The sequence below is a fragment of the Aeromonas sp. 604176 genome (assembly GCF_049170755.1).
Classification (GTDB): Bacteria; Pseudomonadota; Gammaproteobacteria; order Enterobacterales; family Aeromonadaceae; genus Aeromonas; species Aeromonas veronii_A.
In genome coordinates, this window is sequence record NZ_JAAKNE010000028.1 from 14,557 (window position 1) to 32,062 (window position 17,506).

At 58.6% G+C, this 17,506-nt stretch carries 16 protein-coding genes; 9 read left to right on the forward strand and 7 right to left on the reverse strand.

From position 1 onward, the window contains the following. Positions 1-119 precede the first annotated feature (119 nt). The gene (locus G5358_RS07235; protein ID WP_421323861.1) at positions 120-1,385 is read left to right on the forward strand and encodes a RidA family protein; all 1,266 of its coding nucleotides are present in this window, start codon (positions 120-122) and stop codon (positions 1,383-1,385) included. Between the two features lie 72 nt (positions 1,386-1,457). On the opposite strand, the gene G5358_RS07240 is transcribed toward G5358_RS07235, so the two are convergent. From G5358_RS07240 to G5358_RS07250, 3 genes are all read right to left on the reverse strand, one after another. Continuing rightward, positions 1,458-2,180, reverse strand: coding sequence for a PA1136 family autoinducer-binding transcriptional regulator (locus G5358_RS07240; protein WP_421323862.1), 723 nt, complete (start codon positions 2,178-2,180; stop codon positions 1,458-1,460). Next, entirely contained in the window at positions 2,177-3,040 is an 864-nt protein-coding gene (gene hchA, locus G5358_RS07245) for a glyoxalase III HchA (protein WP_104015454.1), read from the reverse strand. Before hchA ends, G5358_RS07240 begins: the two co-directional genes overlap by 4 nt. 145 nt (positions 3,041-3,185) lie before the next feature. Then, positions 3,186-4,058: a LysR family transcriptional regulator gene (locus G5358_RS07250; protein WP_071912213.1), complete on the reverse strand. Its 873-nt coding sequence runs from the start codon at positions 4,056-4,058 to the stop codon at positions 3,186-3,188. A gap of 135 nt (positions 4,059-4,193) precedes the next feature. Here G5358_RS07250 and G5358_RS07255 point away from each other — a divergent pair, with 135 nt between their 5' ends. Further along, a complete protein-coding gene (locus tag G5358_RS07255) occupies positions 4,194-5,222 on the forward strand; it encodes an NAD(P)H-quinone oxidoreductase (protein ID WP_421323863.1) in 1,029 nt (342 codons plus the stop codon). A 220-nt stretch (positions 5,223-5,442) separates the two neighbouring features. Here the strand turns inward: G5358_RS07255 and G5358_RS07260 are convergent, their stop codons facing one another. Both G5358_RS07260 and tkt read right to left on the reverse strand, forming a co-directional pair. Beyond that, entirely contained in the window at positions 5,443-6,069 is a 627-nt protein-coding gene (locus tag G5358_RS07260) for a hypothetical protein (RefSeq protein WP_421323864.1), read from the reverse strand. A gap of 179 nt (positions 6,070-6,248) precedes the next feature. Next, complete coding sequence (gene tkt / locus G5358_RS07265; protein ID WP_005338517.1) at positions 6,249-8,240, reverse strand: transketolase; 1,992 nt, start codon at positions 8,238-8,240, stop codon at positions 6,249-6,251. 349 nt (positions 8,241-8,589) lie between these two features. Between tkt and metK the strand changes: the two genes are divergently transcribed. The 7 genes from metK (at position 8,590) to ruvX (ending at position 14,248) form a co-directional block, all read left to right on the forward strand. Next, a complete protein-coding gene (metK, locus tag G5358_RS07270; protein WP_005338519.1) occupies positions 8,590-9,741 on the forward strand; it encodes a methionine adenosyltransferase in 1,152 nt (383 codons plus the stop codon). A 68-nt stretch (positions 9,742-9,809) separates the two neighbouring features. Next, complete coding sequence (locus G5358_RS07275; RefSeq protein WP_042055152.1) at positions 9,810-10,337, forward strand: SprT family zinc-dependent metalloprotease; 528 nt, start codon at positions 9,810-9,812, stop codon at positions 10,335-10,337. A 73-nt stretch (positions 10,338-10,410) separates the two neighbouring features. Continuing rightward, on the forward strand, positions 10,411-11,115 hold the full coding sequence (locus G5358_RS07280; protein ID WP_421323865.1) for an endonuclease: 705 nt from the start codon (positions 10,411-10,413) through the stop codon (positions 11,113-11,115). 127 nt (positions 11,116-11,242) lie between these two features. Continuing rightward, positions 11,243-11,974: a 16S rRNA (uracil(1498)-N(3))-methyltransferase gene (rsmE, locus tag G5358_RS07285; RefSeq protein WP_005343824.1), complete on the forward strand. Its 732-nt coding sequence runs from the start codon at positions 11,243-11,245 to the stop codon at positions 11,972-11,974. A gap of 100 nt (positions 11,975-12,074) precedes the next feature. Beyond that, positions 12,075-13,025, forward strand: coding sequence for a glutathione synthase (gshB, locus tag G5358_RS07290; protein ID WP_040066605.1), 951 nt, complete (start codon positions 12,075-12,077; stop codon positions 13,023-13,025). Positions 13,026-13,227: 202 nt separating this feature from the next. Next, a complete protein-coding gene (locus G5358_RS07295; RefSeq protein ID WP_005349793.1) occupies positions 13,228-13,782 on the forward strand; it encodes a YqgE/AlgH family protein in 555 nt (184 codons plus the stop codon). Positions 13,783-13,825: 43 nt separating this feature from the next. After that, entirely contained in the window at positions 13,826-14,248 is a 423-nt protein-coding gene (ruvX, locus tag G5358_RS07300; protein WP_005343821.1) for a Holliday junction resolvase RuvX, read from the forward strand. A gap of 62 nt (positions 14,249-14,310) precedes the next feature. Here ruvX and dtpB read toward each other — a convergent pair whose 3' ends face one another. Both dtpB and yidZ read right to left on the reverse strand, forming a co-directional pair. Further along, the gene (dtpB, locus tag G5358_RS07305) at positions 14,311-15,816 is read right to left on the reverse strand and encodes a dipeptide/tripeptide permease DtpB (RefSeq protein ID WP_421323866.1); all 1,506 of its coding nucleotides are present in this window, start codon (positions 15,814-15,816) and stop codon (positions 14,311-14,313) included. A 709-nt stretch (positions 15,817-16,525) separates the two neighbouring features. Then, positions 16,526-17,488, reverse strand: coding sequence for an HTH-type transcriptional regulator YidZ (gene yidZ, locus G5358_RS07310; protein WP_421323867.1), 963 nt, complete (start codon positions 17,486-17,488; stop codon positions 16,526-16,528). Positions 17,489-17,506: the final 18 nt, after the last annotated feature.

Here is a 17,506-nt window from a genome sequence, read left to right on the forward strand (position 1 = left end):
TTGAGTGGATCACAAATAATAACCGGGGATGCCGCCGCTGGCGCAGTGGCCGTGGCGTACAACAAGATGGGGTAAACCTGTACCTGAATGAACAACAAATATTAAAAAGAGGCATATCTATGAGTGGCACCATCATCAAGTCGGCAAGAAATACCCCCCATGCACCCCAGGATCTGGGCCCCTGCACCCAAACGGTGGCGTTTTCTCATTACAACAATATCTCGGCCCAGCTGCCGGTCGATCCGGCCACCGGCAAGATGGTGAGTGACGATGTCACCGCGCAGGCCAGACAGTGCCTGAGCAACCTCAAGGCGATCATCGAGAGCATCGGCCATGTGATGGACGATATGGTCAAAGCGACCATCTTCCTGAAAGAGATGGCGGACCTGGAGGCGGTCAACGCCGTCTATCGCGAATTCTTCCCGGGCTATCTGCCGACCCGCACCACCCTCGCTGTCGCCGCCCTGCCGCTGGGTGCGCTGGTGCAGATCGATGCCATCATCTCCAACGGCGAAGGCACCTTCCCGCAAGATCCTTGCCCGCTGGTGAAGCTCGCCCGCAACAGTGACAAGGCGCCGCACAATCCGTTCTCCACCCACACCGTGGCCTTCTCCCACTACAACAATATCGGCGCCCAGCTGCCGGTCGATGCGGCCTCTGGCCAGCTGGTTGCCGGTGGCATCAAGGAGCAGGCGGGCCAGTGCCTGCGCAATATCAAGGCGGTGCTGGAGAGCATCGATGTGCCGTTTGACGATATCGTCAAGGTTACCGTCTATCTGACCAATCTGGCCGATCTGGAGGCCGTCAACGAGGTCTACACCACCTTCTTCCCCGACTCCGCCATTGCCCGCGCCGCCGCCTATATGCCGGCCCGCAGCGTGATTGCCGCCTCCGCCCTGCCCATGGGTGCGCTGGTACAGATGGATGCGGTCATCTCCCACGGTGACGGCACCCCGCCGCAACTGGTGGAAGACAGACACAATCTGGTGATCCGCGCCCGCAATACCGACAAGGCACCGCGCAGCCCACTCCATTGCCAGACTGTCGCCTTCTCCCACTACAACCATCTCTCTGCGCAGTTACCGATAGACCCCGCCACCGGCAAGATCCTGGCTGGCTGCATCAAGGAGCAGACCGCCCAGTGCCTGAGCAATATCAAGGCAATTGTGGAGAGCATCGGCCATGTGATGGACGATATCGTCAAGGTCAATATCCAGCTCGCCAATATCGCGGATCTGGCCGAGGTGGATGCCATCTATACCAAATACTTCCCGGCCTACCTGCCGGCCCGCACCGTGATCGCGGTGCGCGAACTGCCCGCCGGCGCCCTGGTGCAAATCGATGCGGTGATGTCCAACGCGGAAAGCACCCCGCCGCAGGTGTAATGTTGCGGTAAATAAAAAAGAGACCGGCTGATGGCCGGTCTCTTTTTACATGCCAGACAAAAGGATGGCCCCTCAGCCCTCGATATCGCGGTTCCTGATCGCCACTCTGACCGCCTCCGCGGTGGTGGCCACACCGAGTCGACGGCGGGCACTGCGCAGATGGTTCTCGACCGTGCGCACCGAGAGTTTCAGGGTGGTGGCGATGTCGGCATGGCGCCAACCCCGGGAGACCCACTCCAGCACTTCGCGCTCGCGCCCAGTGAGGCCACGCTCGTGACCCGCTACCGGCATCTCCATCAGGCGACGGGCGGCATGAAAAGCCGCTGCCGCGATCAGCGCAAGGCCAACCCGAGTGTGGGCACTGGCATCGATCTGATCGCCGCCAAAGCTCATCGCCCCCTCCAGTCCCAACGGCCCATAGACGGGTACCTGCAAGCCATGTCGGCCCGGCCCCTCAGGATGGCGAACGATACGGTACTGCTCGCCAGCAGCGCCAACCGTTTTGCTCCAGAAGAAGGGCTGGTCTCGCTCTCTGATATGCATCGCCATCGGGCACTCGCGCATATAGGCATGCAGGTCGACCGCCTCGCCGCTCTCCAGCCACTCCCCCTCCAGCCAGTAGAGGTGCTCGACCACCCCCTCTTCGCTGGCACTGATGGAGAAGAGCGCAAAGCGGTGATATCCCAGCGGGGTGGCGAAGGCGCGTACCAGTTGCTGGATCTCCTCCAGCCGCTGGCACCCTTCCAGCGCCACCGCGACCTGCAGCGCACTGGCTGGCGATGACGACAACATCATCGCTTGGCAACCGCCTCCAGCAAGGTGGTGGCGGCCAGCTTGCCGAGGTTATTGCCTGCCAGCGGGCTGTCACCGGTCAGCAGATTGCGATCCCGGCACACCTCTCCCGAGATGCCGTTGTTGACGATCTCGAAGCCAATCTCTTTGAGCTTCTCGCCAAACTTCCAGGTGAGGTGGCCCGGCATATAGCCAATTGCCGGGGTCTGGGCATCCAGCTCGTCGGGGAAGGCGCAGATCTTGTAGCCCGCGAAGGTCTCTGGATTGGCCACCGCCAGCAGCGCAGCAGGCCCGTGACAGAGGGAGATGATGAAGCGATCGTTGGCCATCGCCCACTCCAGCAGCGCTTTCACCTCGGCACTCTCCGGCAGCCCCATCAGGGCGCCGTGCCCGCCGGGAATAAAGACGCCGATATAGTCCGAGTCGGCGGCCAGCGCCTCTTTCAGCAGATCGGCCAGCTTGGCAGGTTGGCGGAACTGCGCCTGATATTTGGCATAGAGCCCCAGCACCTCTTCATCTTCGCCGGGCATGGCCCACCACTCGAACTTGACCGGATTGCCGGAAAGGGTAGCCACATCAAAGGCAAAGCCCGCCTTGTCGAGGTGATACATGGGGAGCAGGGTTTCGACCGGATGGTTGCCGGTGGAAAACAGGGTGCCGTTGTCGGTGGGCAGATAGCGCTCATCGGCCCCGATCAGCAGGATCTTCCAGCGCCCCTCCCGATAGGGAGCGGGATAGTCGGCCCCGGCAAGGTCAGATTTGCGCGAGGTGAACTGGCTCAGGGAGTAGGGCGACGGGAAGAAGGCATTCTGCTCTGCCGGATCCGGGGTTGGTTGTTTATCGTCAACAAGCATATCGGTCATGGGTCAGGCTCCAGTAGTGGTGGACTCGGTCTCACAGTATTGACTGTCAGAGACCAAGTAAATGAGGGTTTTCCCTCAACCGCCATGACTATGGCAAGGGATGTGACAGCGCTGCGACAAAACCTGAACAGCACGCCCGCCAGACTTAGGCCACTGCGGCAAATGCCCTGACGATGGCATCCATGACCGCCCTGACCCGCGCAGCATGTTGCACATCCTGATGGGTCACCAGCCACACATCGTAGGATTGCTGTAACTGCCGCTCGGGCCAGACCCGCATCAACCCGGCTTGCTCGGCCAGCGGAACCGCCACCTCGCCAAGCCCCAACCCCATCAACAGGGCCTGACGCAGCATCAGGCTGGTATTGACCCCCGCGGCGACCGTGGCTCCCTCGGCCGCCTCTTCGAGCATCATGGGGGATCGCGCGCTCTGCCAGTGGGGCTCATACACCACCAGCGAATGGCCCGCAAAACCGGTGCCCGCTTCGGGAATGCCATGGCGAGCCAGATAGTCGGCGGAGGCATACAACCCGACCGGCCAGGAGGCCAGCTTGCGAATAATCAGGTCGGGATTGTCCGGCTTCACCGTCCGGATCGCGATATCCGCTTCCCGCAGGGACAGATTGACCACCTGGGTCGAGGTATTGAGGATGACCCTGATATCGGGATAACGCTGATGCAGCTCGGTCAGGGCCGGTATCAGAAAATCCATCCCCAGGGTGTCTGTAGTCGCCACGCTGACCTCCCCGACCAGACGGTTGTCGACCCCTTGCGCCGCCCGCACGAAATCAATGGCCGCCAGCTCCATCTGCTGAGCGCTGGCCAGCACGATCTCTCCGACATGAGTCAGCACATACCCTTTGGATGTGCGGAGAAACAGCGTGGCCGCCAGACGATGCTCCAGTGCGGCAATCCGTCTGCCAATGGTTGCCTGATCGACCCCGACCACACGGGCGGCGCCCCTCAGGCTCCCCTCCCGATGCAACGCCAGAAAAATTTTCGCATCATCCCAGTTCATCACGACTCCCGGTTGAAATGCATTTTTGCATTACAGGTGAGGGATAATACTGCGTTTATTCATCAGTAATCTCCACTATCTTGGTGCTCATCCCACTCGGGGAACCTCATATCACCTCGTTACAAGGAGCCGCTGATGCATAACGCCTATTCCATTCCCGACACCATGAGCGCGGTAGAAATTACCCAACCAGGTGGCCCCGATGTCTTGCAACTGACCACCCGCGCCACACCAGAGCCCAAGCCCGATGAGGTTTTGATCCGGCACTATGCGACCGGCATCAATGGGCCGGATGTGATGCAGCGCAAAGGGCTCTACCCGCCTCCGGCAGGGGCATCGGATATTCCCGGGCTGGAGGTCGCCGGGGTCGTGGTCGCCAAGGGGGAGCAGGTGACCCATCTCAAGATTGGCGACAAGGTCGCCGCGCTGATTTCGGGTGGCGGCTATGCCGAGTACAGCGTCGCCCACCAGAGCAATGTCCTGCCTCTGCCGCCCGGATTGAGCTTTGTCGAAGCCGCGGCGCTGCCGGAAACCTTTATGACGGTCTGGTCAAATATGTTTGAACGGGGTCAGTTCAAAAAAGGCGACATTATCTTGATCCATGGCGGTGCCTCCGGCATCGGCACGACCGCCACCATGCTGGCCAAGGCATTTGGCGCCGCCAAAATCATCACCACGGTCGGCTCACCCGAGCAGCAGGCCGCCAGCATCAAGCTGGGCGCCGATGTGGCCGTACTCTACAAGGAGGAGGATTTTGTCGAGGCAGTGCATGCAGCCACCGATGGCCATGGTGCCGACATCATTCTCGATATCATTGGCGGGGAGTATGTCGCACGCAACTATGCGGCGGCCGCCATCAATGGCCGCATAGTCCAGATCGGCATTATTGCGGGCGCAGCCCCCAATCTGGATCTGTTTCCCATGCTGCAAAAGCGGCTGACCCATATCGGCTCTACCCTGCGCTCGCGGACACCGCAGGAAAAAGCCGAACTGATTGCCCAACTGCAAACTCATGTCTGGCCATTTATCGAACACGGCGAGGTCAAACCACAGGTTTACCAGACCTTCCCGCTGCATGAGGCCGCTGCCGCTCACCATTTGCTGGATTCAGGCCGTCATATCGGCAAGCTGGTATTAACCATGGCGCCCTTGTCGTCAAATTGATAAAGCCCACAGTGAAGCAGGCCGAGGTGGGATGTGGCGATGTCCAGTGCTGAAAGCACCCCGCCGCAGGCGTAAGGGGTGCGATAAATAAAAAGAGACCGGCTGATAGCCGGTCTCTTTTTTGGTAACAGGGTGGGATATTATTTTTATAGCATCGTCTTAAAAACGCGAACGTCCGATTACGCTTCGCTAATCGAACCTACGAGCTATTTAGATAGCTCTACTGCAATTTTTGGTTAAAAATATATGTAAAACCGTTTTTCCCATCAGTACGACAAAAATGCAAATTATCCAAAGCCACACATATTTCAAAACTGAGTAATGCAACTAGTTTTTGATTTGAAGAGGCCAATGTCATTTTAAATAATGAGTCATCAACCGCAGATAGCCCTATTAATACAGGGTATATGGCTGCCCATATATCAAGTGCCTGTGGCATTACCCTATGAATATCAATGGCAATATTCTTCATATCCATTGAACATAGATGTTCAGGGCTACAAAACATAAACTTTTCGTGAAGTACAGCCCTCAACGGCACATTACCGACCAGTGATTCATCAAGAATATTAGATAACTGCGATGCATAAAACTCGATATCTTCTCGTGCTTGCTGCAAATAATACTGGTCATTCATCTGTTTCTGTAAAGAAAGCTGACGAATCAAAACTACTAACGTAATAAATCCGAGTATTGGTGCATAGATACCTCCAATTGCCGAGCCAAATTCGGCCCATCGAGAGTGGTCTTGTGACAAATCTCCGCCAAATGTATTTACATATAAAGCAACAGGGGAAAATAAAAGTACAAAAACAACAACTATAATAACCCAACCTCTTATAACCATAGCTTAGCCTTTATTAAGACAATGAAGATCAATCATCAAGAAAAAGTACTATCAACTCTCAGGCATTGAAATATATTTTTAATTTACTATTTTCCTGTGCCAATAAAAACGCCCCCCATCTTGCGATGGAGGGCGTTTATTTTCCAGCTATTGGGTCAAGCTGGCCCAACCTTCAGGAATTACAGGGATTCAGCGGTCGCAACCACGTTTTCCACGGTAAAGCCGAATTCCTTGAACAGCAGCTCGGCCGGTGCGGACTCACCAAAGGTGGTCATACCGATGATCTTGCCGCCGAAACCGACGTACTTGTACCAGTAGTCAGCGATGCCGGCTTCGATGGCCACACGCTTGGTGACGGAGGACGGCAGGACGGACTCTTTGTACTCGGCAGACTGGGCGTCGAACACGTCGGTAGACGGCAGAGAGACCACGCGCACGGCACGGCCCTTGGCAGTCAGCTGCTCATAGGCGGCAACAGCCAGTTCCACTTCGGAACCGGTGGCGATCAGGATCAGCTCCGGAGTACCGGCGCAATCCTTCAGCACGTAGCCACCCTTGGCGGTGTCGGCCAGCTGCTGGGCAGTACGGTCCATCTGGGCCAGGTTCTGACGAGAGAAGATCAGAGAGGTCGGGCCGTCGGTACGCTCGATGGCGTGTTTCCAGGCGATGGCGGATTCAACCTGGTCACACGGACGCCAGGTGCTCATGTTCGGAGTCAGACGCAGGGAGGCGATCTGCTCAACCGGCTGGTGAGTCGGGCCATCTTCACCCAGACCGATGGAGTCGTGGGTGTAAACGAAGATAGCGCGCTGCTTCATCAGGGCGGCCATGCGCAGGGCGTTGCGGGCGTACTCCATAAACATCAGGAAGGTAGCGCCGTAGGGGATGAAACCACCGTGCAGGGCGATACCGTTCATGATGGCGGACATGCCGAACTCGCGTACACCGTAGTGGATGTAGTTGCCGGAGGCATCGTCGTTGGTCAGAGACTTGGAGCCGGACCACATGGTCAGGTTGGACGGAGCCAGGTCGGCAGAGCCACCCATGAACTCCGGCAGCAGCTTGCCGAAGGCTTCCAGAGAGTTCTGAGACGCTTTACGGGTCGCAATCTTGGCCGGGTTGGCTTGCAGGGTTTCGATGATCTTGGCGGATTCGGCAGCCCAGTTGGCCGGCAGTTCGCCAGCAGTGCGGCGCTTGAATTCGGCAGCCAGAGTCGGGTGAGCGGCTTCATAGGCAGCGAACTTGGCAGCCCAGTCGGCTTCCAGTGCAGCACCCTTCTCCTGAGCGTTCCACTCGGCAGCGATATCGGCCGGGATAACGAACGGAGCGTGGTCCCACTTCAGGAATGCGCGAGCAGCGGCGATCTCGTCGTTGCCGAGCGGTGAGCCGTGGCAGTCGTGAGAACCGGATTTGTTCGGGGAGCCGTAACCGATGATGGTGCGGCAGCAGATCAGGGTCGGTTTGCCGGTCTCGGCCTTGGCGGCTTCGATGGCGGCATTGATGGCTTCCGGGCTGTGACCGTCAACAGCCGGGATAACGTGCCAGCCGTAGGCTTCGAAGCGCTTGACGGTGTCGTCGGTGAACCAGCCTTCTACGTGACCGTCGATGGAGATACCGTTGTCATCCCAGAACGCGATCAGTTTGCCCAGTTGCAGGGTACCGGCCAGAGAGCAAGCCTCGTGGGAGATACCTTCCATCAGGCAGCCGTCGCCCATAAAGGCGTAGGTGTAGTGGTCAACGATATCGTGGCCCGGCTGGTTGAACTGCTCAGCCATGGCTTTTTCGGCGATCGCCATACCCACGGCGTTGGTGATGCCCTGACCCAGCGGGCCAGTGGTGGTTTCAACGCCCGGCGCGTAACCGTACTCCGGGTGACCCGGGGTGCGAGAGTGCAGTTGGCGGAAGTTTTTCAGATCGTCGATGGAGAGGTCATAACCGGAGAGGTGCAGCAGGGAGTACAGCAGCATGGAGCCGTGGCCGTTGGAGAGAATGAAACGGTCGCGGTCGGCCCACTTGGGGTTGTTCGGGTTATGTCTGAGGTGGCTACGCCACAGCACTTCGGCGATATCCGCCATTCCCATGGGGGCGCCCGGGTGACCGGAGTTGGCTTTTTGAACGGCATCCATACTCAATGCACGAATGGCATTGGCAAGCTCTTTACGAGAAGGCATCTGAATCTCCTGCGATTGCTTCATTTGATGGCCAAGATTAAGGCGCGTTATTGTCCCAGCAGGGCGCGCGGCGTGCAAATATTATCTGGATGAATAAAGTGGCTTTGGGAGGACAATCGCTTTTCTTGCCCTCTATTGACCAAAGCAACCAGAGAAAAACGTTTGATTTCCATCCCTTTCGGGATAGGAGAGCACCGCTTGTGACCCATTGGACACTGCGCGACAAAATAGTGCTGGCAATCGGGGGGGGCGCTAATTAAAATAGACGTCCAGATGTAGATACCTCTACACCATCCCATTCATCCGGTTATTGCCGTGGCGATAACCCAGACAAGCTGAGACTCTTATCATGGCAAAGCTGTTTACTTCCGAGTCGGTCTCCGAAGGCCATCCCGACAAGATTGCGGACCAGATCTCCGATGCGGTACTGGACGCCATCCTCAAGCAAGATACCAAGGCCCGTGTCGCCTGTGAGACCCTGGTCAAGACCGGTATGGTCATGGTGGCCGGCGAAGTAACCACCTCTGCTTGGGTTGATATCGAAGAGATCGTGCGTGATACCGTACGTGAAATCGGCTACACCCACTCCGACATGGGCTTCGATGCTGACTCCTGCGCCGTGCTGAACGCCATCGGCAAGCAGTCCCCGGATATCAACCAGGGCGTTGACCGCAGCGATCCGCTGGAGCAGGGCGCTGGCGACCAGGGCCTGATGTTCGGCTACGCCACCAACGAAACCGACGTGCTGATGCCGGCCCCCATCACCTACTCTCACCTGCTGGTCAAGCGTCAGGCTGAAGTGCGCAAGAACGGCACCCTGCCGTGGCTGCGTCCGGATGCCAAGAGCCAGCTGACCTTCGCCTACGACGACGCAGGCAAGATCATCGGTGTCGATGCCGTTGTTCTGTCTACCCAGCACGCCGAATCCATCAGCCACAAGGATCTGGTTGAAGCGGTACGCGAAGAGATCATCAAGCCGGTGCTGCCGGCCGAGTGGGTCAACAAGGACACCAAATACTTCATCAACCCGACCGGCCGTTTCGTTATCGGCGGCCCGATGGGTGACTGCGGTCTGACCGGTCGCAAGATCATCGTCGACACCTACGGCGGCATGGCCCGTCACGGTGGTGGCGCCTTCTCCGGTAAGGATCCGTCCAAGGTTGACCGCTCCGCTGCTTACGCCGCCCGCTACGTTGCCAAAAACATCGTTGCCGCCGGTCTGGCCGATCGCTGTGAAATCCAGATCTCCTACGCCATCGGCGTGGCCGAGCCGACCTCCATCAGCGTCGAGACCTTCGGCACTGCCAAGGTCGCCGAAGAACTTCTGGTCAAGCTGGTACGCGAGCACTTCGAACTGCGCCCGTATGGCCTGATCGAAATGCTGGATCTGAAGCGTCCGATCTACCAGGCTACCGCTGCCTACGGTCACTTCGGTCGCGACGAGTTCCCGTGGGAGCAGACCGACAAGGCCGAACTGCTGCGTTCTGCCGCTGGCCTGTAAGGCTCGCTGTTGTGATAAAAGGGGAGCCTGGCTCCCCTTTTGCTTATCCGCTATCTGACGAGATGTTGATGTCTGCCACCCCTGCCCAGCTTGTCGCCCTGCTGCAACAACGCGTAGAAGCCTGTTTTGTGCAGGCCGAGGCGCGCCTTGGCCGCACCTTCCCCCGCCCGCGGATCTACTGCAATATGCGGGGCCGGGCGGCGGGATCGGCGCGGCTGCAAACCTGGGAGCTGCGCTTCAATCCCGCCCTCTATCAGGCCAACCAGCAGGCGTTTCTGGATGAGGTTGTGCCCCACGAGGTGGCCCATCTGCTGGTTTATGCCCTGTGGGGTGACGGGCGCGGCAAAAACCGGGTCTTGCCCCACGGCCGCCAGTGGCAATCGGTGATGCGGGAGGTATTCGGCCTTGAGCCCAGAACCACCCACAGCTTCGATCTGGCGGTACTGGCCCAGCGCACTGTGCCCTATCGCTGTCACTGCCAGCAGCATCAACTGTCGATACGCCGCCACAACAAGGTGGTGCGCGGCGAGGCCCGCTACCACTGCCGCCGCTGCAAGCAACCGCTGGAGCGGGAACGGCCGGAGCCAGAGCAGTAAGCCAGCTTGTGTCGCGCCCCTGTGGTAGGGTGCCCGCCATCGTTCGTCAATCACCCCGTTTGCAAGGAATCTCATGCGTTTCATCTCCTCCCTCGCCCTGACCCTGCTGGCCGGTTTGCCGCTGCTCAGCGCGCCCCTGCACGCCCAGACCTTTCGCGAAGCCAAGCAGGATCTGGTGAAGCTCTATCGCAGCCAGCCCGGCGTCACCACCTTCTACTGCGGCTGCGACATCGACTATCAGGGCAAATCGATGCGCCCGGATCTCGCCAGTTGCGGCTATGAGCCGCGCAAGCAGGCCAAACGCGCCGCCCGCATCGAGTGGGAACACGTGGTCCCGGCCTGGGAGTTCGGCCACCAGTTGCAGTGCTGGCAGGATGGCGGTCGCAAGAACTGCGAAAAAGCGAGCCCCGAGTTCAACAAGATGGAGGGGGACATGCACAATCTCTTCCCCGCCATTGGCGAGGTGAACGGCGATCGGGCCAACTACCGCTTTTCCGACTGGAACGGCAAGCCGGATCAGTACGGCCAGTGCCAGATGCTGGTGGATTTCAAGGATCGTCGGGTGCAGCCGCCCAAGGGGCCGGTACGGGGTCAGATCGCCCGCGCCTACCTCTACATGAGCCAGCAGTATGGGCTGCGTCTGGCAGCGCAACAGCGTAAACTGTTCGAAGCCTGGGATCGCCAATACCCGGCAGAGGGCTGGGAGTGCGAGCGCAACCGCCGCATCGGCAAGCTGCAGGGCAATACCAATCCCTTTATTGAAAAGCAGTGCCAATAACCCCATTTGACCTGGGAGGGGGATTGCCCCTCCTATCATGAAACCCTTCCCTTCAGCCGCGTGAGCCTTGCTCGCCGCCTCGCAGCAGGATATGAAGGGTTTCCAAGCAAGAGACTGACAAGCAGCCATGCGCATTCCACGTATCTATGAACCGGCCACCCTGCAAGTTGGCCAGACCATCGCCCTGTCGGAAGACGGCGCCAACCATATCGGCCGGGTACTGCGCATGCAGCCGGGCCAGCAGCTCGAGCTGTTCAACGGCGATGGCAATCAATATCCCGCCACCATCGCCAGTGTCGGCAAGAAGTCGGTGGAAGTGACCATCGACAGCTGCGACGTCCAGTCAGTGGAGTCACCGCTGGCCATCCACTTGGGTCAGGTGATCAGCCGCGGCGACAAGATGGACTTCACCATCCAGAAATCGGTGGAGCTGGGCGTCACCTGCATCACCCCGCTCTTCTCCGAGCGCTGCGGCGTCAAGCTGCCGGCCGATCGGCTGGAGAAGAAGCGCGAACAGTGGCAGAAGGTGGTGATCAGCGCCTGCGAACAGTGCGGCCGCAACGTGGTGCCAGAGGTGCGCATGCCGATGGAGCTGGACGCCTGGCTGGCGGAAGAGACCAAGGAGCTCAAGCTCAACCTGCATCCGCGGGCCGAGTACAGCATCAATACCCTGCCCGTTCCCGAGCACGGCGTGCGCCTGCTGATTGGCCCGGAAGGGGGATTGTCGAGCGACGAGATCGCCCGTACCGTGCAGGAAGATTTCAAAGAGATGCTGCTGGGGCCGCGGGTGCTGCGTACCGAAACCGCCGCCCTGACTGCGATTACTGCGCTGCAGTGCCGCTTTGGCGATCTCGCTTGATACTATCGGCCACATCATGCATCGACGCAGCCTCAAGCGGACGATTACGCTGCACTAATCGACCCTACAACCCTATCGAGCCATTAAAAAGGAACAGCGGATGACCATTAAACTCGGCATCGTGATGGACCCCATCTCGGCCATCAACATCAAGAAAGATTCCAGCTTTGCCATGCTCGAAGAGGCGCAAAAGCGCGGCTATGAGCTCTTCTATCTGGAGATGAAGGATCTCTACATGGAAGCCGGTCGCGCCTTTGGCACCATGCGCCCGCTCACCGTCAAATATGACTACGCCGACTGGTACACGCTGGGCGAGGTGGTGGATCAGCCCCTCTCCAACCTCGATGTGATCCTGATGCGCAAGGATCCGCCGTTCGACACCGAATTTATCTACGCCACCTATATGCTGGAGCGGGCCGAGGATGAGGGTTGCCTTATCGTCAACAAGCCGCAGAGCCTGCGCGACGCCAACGAGAAGCTCTACACCGCCTGGTTTGCCGAGCACACCCCGACCACGCTGGTGACCCGCCGCGCCGACAAGCTGCGTGCCTTCCACGCCAAGCACAAAGACGTCATCCTCAAACCGCTGGACGGTATGGGCGGCGCCTCCATCTTCCGCATGAAGGAGGATGACGCCAACGTCGGCGTGATTATCGAGACCCTGACCGCCCACGGCAGCCAGTACTGCATGGCGCAGACCTATCTGCCCGCCATCAAGGATGGCGACAAGCGGGTGCTGGTGGTGGACGGTGAACCGGTACCCTACTGCCTCGCCCGCATTCCGGCGCAAGGCGAGACCCGTGGCAATCTGGCAGCCGGTGGCCGTGGTGAAGCGCGCCCCCTGAGCGAAGCCGACTGGGCCATCGCCCGCGCGGTGGGCCCGACATTGAAAGAGAAAGGCCTCATCTTCGTCGGCCTCGACATCATCGGCGATCGGCTGACCGAGATTAACGTCACCAGCCCGACCTGCATTCGCGAGATCGAGGCCGCCTTCGATGTACACATCACCGGCATGCTGATGGATGCCATCGAGCGTCGGCTGGGCAAATAATCGCCAGGCAGGCTAAACCGGCCTGTTCAGGGGTAACCCGCCCCCGACAAGCCCGAAAATAGAGAGGGTGGCCCGGCGCCACCCTCTCTGTTTCAAGGCAATCCGGAAAGGGGCGGGATCTCGCCCTGCCCAAAAAGCGGTTTTTCCCATGGGGATCAACTGCCATAATTGACCTCAAATACCTTTGCACTATTTGGCCTCTATGCAAACACTGCAAAATCACTTCCTGCTTGCCATGCCAAGCCTGACGGATCCCTATTTCGAGCGCTCGCTGGTCTATCTGTGCGAGCACAACGAAGAGGGCGCCATGGGACTGGTCGTCAACATTCCGGTGGAGATGTCGCTGGAAACCATGCTGACCCAGCTCCAGCTCAATCCGCCCAACAACCCGGAACTCAAGCAACCGGTGCTGCAAGGGGGACCGGTTCACGCCGATCGCGGCTTCGTGCTGCACAGCTTCCGCCCCGGTTTCAACTCCACCCTGCAGGTGGGAGATGAGATGATGGTGACCACCTCCAAGGATATTCTGGAAACCCTGGGTACGAGCGAAGCCCCTGCCCATTGGCTGGTGGCCCTTGGCTATGCCGGCTGGAGCGCCGGGCAGCTGGAGCAGGAGCTGGTGGACGGCGCCTGGCTGGTGATCCCCCCCAATCCGGCTCTGGTGTTCAAGACCCCCATTCACAAACGTTGGCAGCAAGCTGCCGCCAGCATAGGGGTGAACCCGGTTCACCTCTCCAGCGATATCGGCCACAGCTGATCGGCTGGCCCGCTCCGCTCTCTATTTCGAGGATTTATCAGTTATGTCATCACGCAGCATCATGGGCTTTGACTATGGCACCAAGAGCATTGGCGTCGCCATCGGTCAGGAGCTGACTGGCACAGCCCAGCCTCTGCGCGCCCTCAAGGCCAACGACGGCATCCCCAACTGGGACGAGATTGAGAAGCTGCTCAAGGAGTGGCAACCGGACCTGCTGGTGGTCGGCCTACCGCTGAACATGGATGGTACCGATCAGGAGATCACGGTACGGGCCCGCAAATTCGGCAACCGGCTACATGGCCGCTTCGGCAAGCCGGTGGAGTTCAAGGATGAACGACTCACCACCACAGATGCCCGCGCCCGGCTGTTTGAGCGAGGCGGCTATCGCGCGCTGGAAAAAGGCAGTGTGGACGGGGTCTCGGCGCAGTTGATCGTCGAAGCCTGGATGGAAGAGCAGTACAACTAAGCCATCAACAGCAAGGCAAGGTTCGCCTTGCCCTTGCCTTGTCTCGCACTATCCTCCCCTCATTACGCCTGTGATTGACCCGCGACCAGCCCTTCGGCTTCGGTCGGCGTCGCATTCATCATCCGGTTGAGCCAGGGCACCATCAGCCCCATCACTACCGCAATCAGCAGAGTCGCCATCCCGATCTTGCCAAATACGCCTGTGTAAATGGGCAAGGTTTGCAGCGGATCCGTCATCCCTTGCGGCACGGCGGTAAAGGTCGCCACATAGCCACCCAGCAGGGACGCCATCGCCTGAGTCAGGAACCACATTCCCAGAATGAAGCCCATCAGGCGTTGTGGCACCAGCGCGGCGACCATCGCCAGTCCCAGCGCACTGATCATCAGCTCTCCCAGACTCTGGAACAGGTAAATAAGCACCATAAACCAGGGGGAGGTCAGCCCCTGCTCATCGGCAAACCACCAGCCGGATGCCGCCGCCGTCAGAAAGCCCAGCGAGCAGAAGAACATCCCGAGAGTGAACTTGAGCGGCATGGTGAGATCCCGCCCCTTGCTGCCCATCCGGGTATAGATCATCGCGAGTACCGGGCTACCCACCACCACCCAGAAGGGGTTGAGCGCCTGGAAGCTGACCGGGTTAACGCTCATGCCCAGCATTTCGTGGTGCATGTTGTTGATGGCAAAGAAGTTGAGAGACGTCGGCATCTGGGCATACAGCACATAGAAGAGCACCGCCTCCAGCATCAGCACGAAGGCCACATACATCTTGTTGCGGCCCACGGTATCGAGCCTGAATGCCTCGCGAAAAAAGAATATCACCACGGCGATGGTCACCGTCATCAGCACCATGTTGGCGATCACCACGTGGTGCATCAGCCAGGCGCAGAAGAAGACCATGGCTACCGAGCCCAATATAACCAGCAGCAGCTTGCTGTAATCGGGCGGCAGGTGATCCGGTACGGAGCCAATATCCTTGACCATATTGCGGCAGGCAAAGAAGGTGAGCAGCGCAATAATCAGCCCCACCCCGCACAGGTTATAGGTCACGGTATAGCCGTAGTGATCGGCAATTACCGGCGCGAGCGAGAGGGAAATAAGGGAGCCAATATTGATCGACATATAGAACAGGGTAAACGCCCCATCCAGCCGCGGATCTTTTGGCTGGTAGCATTTTGACAGCAGGCTGGCCGGATTGGCCTTGAACAGGCAGTTACCGACCGCGATGGTGCCCAGCGCATAGAAAATCAGGTCGGGATTGTAGATAGAGAGGCCGGTCATAAAGTAGCCTATCACCAGCACCACGGCCCCCAGCACCATGGTGCGCTTGGTGCCGAGCACATGGTCGCCGACATAGCCACCAACCGAGATCAGGCCATATACCAGCGCCGAGAAGGCACCGAAGGTAATAAAGGATTGCTCTTGGGAAAAACCCAGTTGCTGCACAAAGAAAACAGCCAGGATCCCCTGCACGCCGTAATAACCGAAGCGCTCCCAGAGTTCGACGAAAAATATCATGAAAAATGGTTTGGGTTGTTGTAACAACCCTGTGGGTGCTGTTGCTGGACGCATATCAACCTGCCTTTGCTGAGATTTATTTTTATTAATCTGGTGGTGGCTGCCGCACTATTTTTGCCCGCCATTGCTATAACGGAGAGCACAGTCAGCCTGCCAATCTGGCTATTTTCGGGTGCACGCGCCCCGTTCGATGAAAGGTGTTTTTCATCTAGCCGGTTTCAATTACGGGTTATCGGGGGATGGTGAGTGGCGTCTCCCGGTACAGTTACCGGCTCCGGGTGCGACCTTTGCTGCATCCCTTCACTCAAGCCGGTTTATCAACCTTGATGCTTATTCCCCTCTGCTCCGTCACTCATGGCTGGTGGCCAGATAGCCGGGGCATGACACGGCCACAGACGACCTGTGGGGCTGGCTCACGCCGCGCTCTACTGGCAGTCACTTACGCAGGCGCTATCTAACCCCGCCATTACAAGGGTTGTCATGCTATATCACTGCAAATACAGGAACTTAATGGTCGATCACACTTTAAAATTGACCATTAGTGAAGTTTTCTAATGAAACCACATGAATTTTTTTCGTGAAAAGAGCTTCACTCGAGACGTGCAACCAAGGCCAATATGTGCATAAAGAGAGTTGAATGGCACACAGCTTGAACCCGATCTCGGCACTTAAGTCGTGCCAAAGCCCACTCATCCGGGCGATGCGACAACAAAATGCCGGAGCTGATGGCTCCGGCTGATCGATGGGCACAGTCACGGCCACATTAGCGTGGCGATTCGTCGTTGTAGAGTCGCCGGATCTCGTTGCGCAGCCACATCACCTTGGCATCCTGATTGTGCCGTTTGTGCCACAGCAGGATGAAGGCGATCTCAAGCTGGGCATAGAGCTTTTCGGGTAGCGGCAGCGGCATGGCGATCAGATTGCCGTGATGCCCACTGGCATAACCACCGCAGTAGGAAGGGGCCACCGCAATCAGCTCGTGACTCGACTGGGAGGCGATATGCAGCGCCTGCTCGAAGCTTGAGACCATGATGGGCACCTCTCGCTTCAGCCCCTCGTCCTCCAGCAGACTGTCGAGAGCCCAGGTATCGTTCGCTTCCCACACCATGCTGATCTGGGGGCAGGCCAGAAAGTTCTCCAGCGACCACTTCTGCTGGAGCAAGGGGTGATCCTTGCGCAGAAAAACCACCGGGCGATCGGTGAACAGCACCTCATGATCGATGTAATAAGGCAAGCGGTTGACCTTGGCCAGAGAGCGGCCATGGGTCTCGCGGGCACAAAAGCCGAGATCTGCATCGCCATTGACGATGTCGTTGAGGGAGTGGTGATCCCACCCCAGCATCCTGACCACCGAGTTGGGGTACTTCTGGTAGATGGTCATGGGCAGATCGCTCAGGAAGCTGATGTAGAAGGGGGACTCCATCACCAGGGTGAAGCGGGCACCATCGGGGATCGCCTCGCTATTGAGCGAGGTGATGCTGTCAGTGAGTTGGAACCAGACCTTCAGCTCCTCCTCCAGAGTCAGGGAGAGGTTGGTGGGCTGCAACCCCTGCCGCACCCGCACAAACAGAGGATCGTCAAACCACTCCCGCAATTTGGCCAGAGACTTGCTCACCGCCGACGGAGTGACACAGAGCTTTTTCGCTGCCCCTGCCACACTGCGCTCCTGCATCAGGTACTTGAACACCACCAGCAGGTTTAAATCGAGTTCACCCAGATTGCGCATATCCCCTCTCATCTTCCA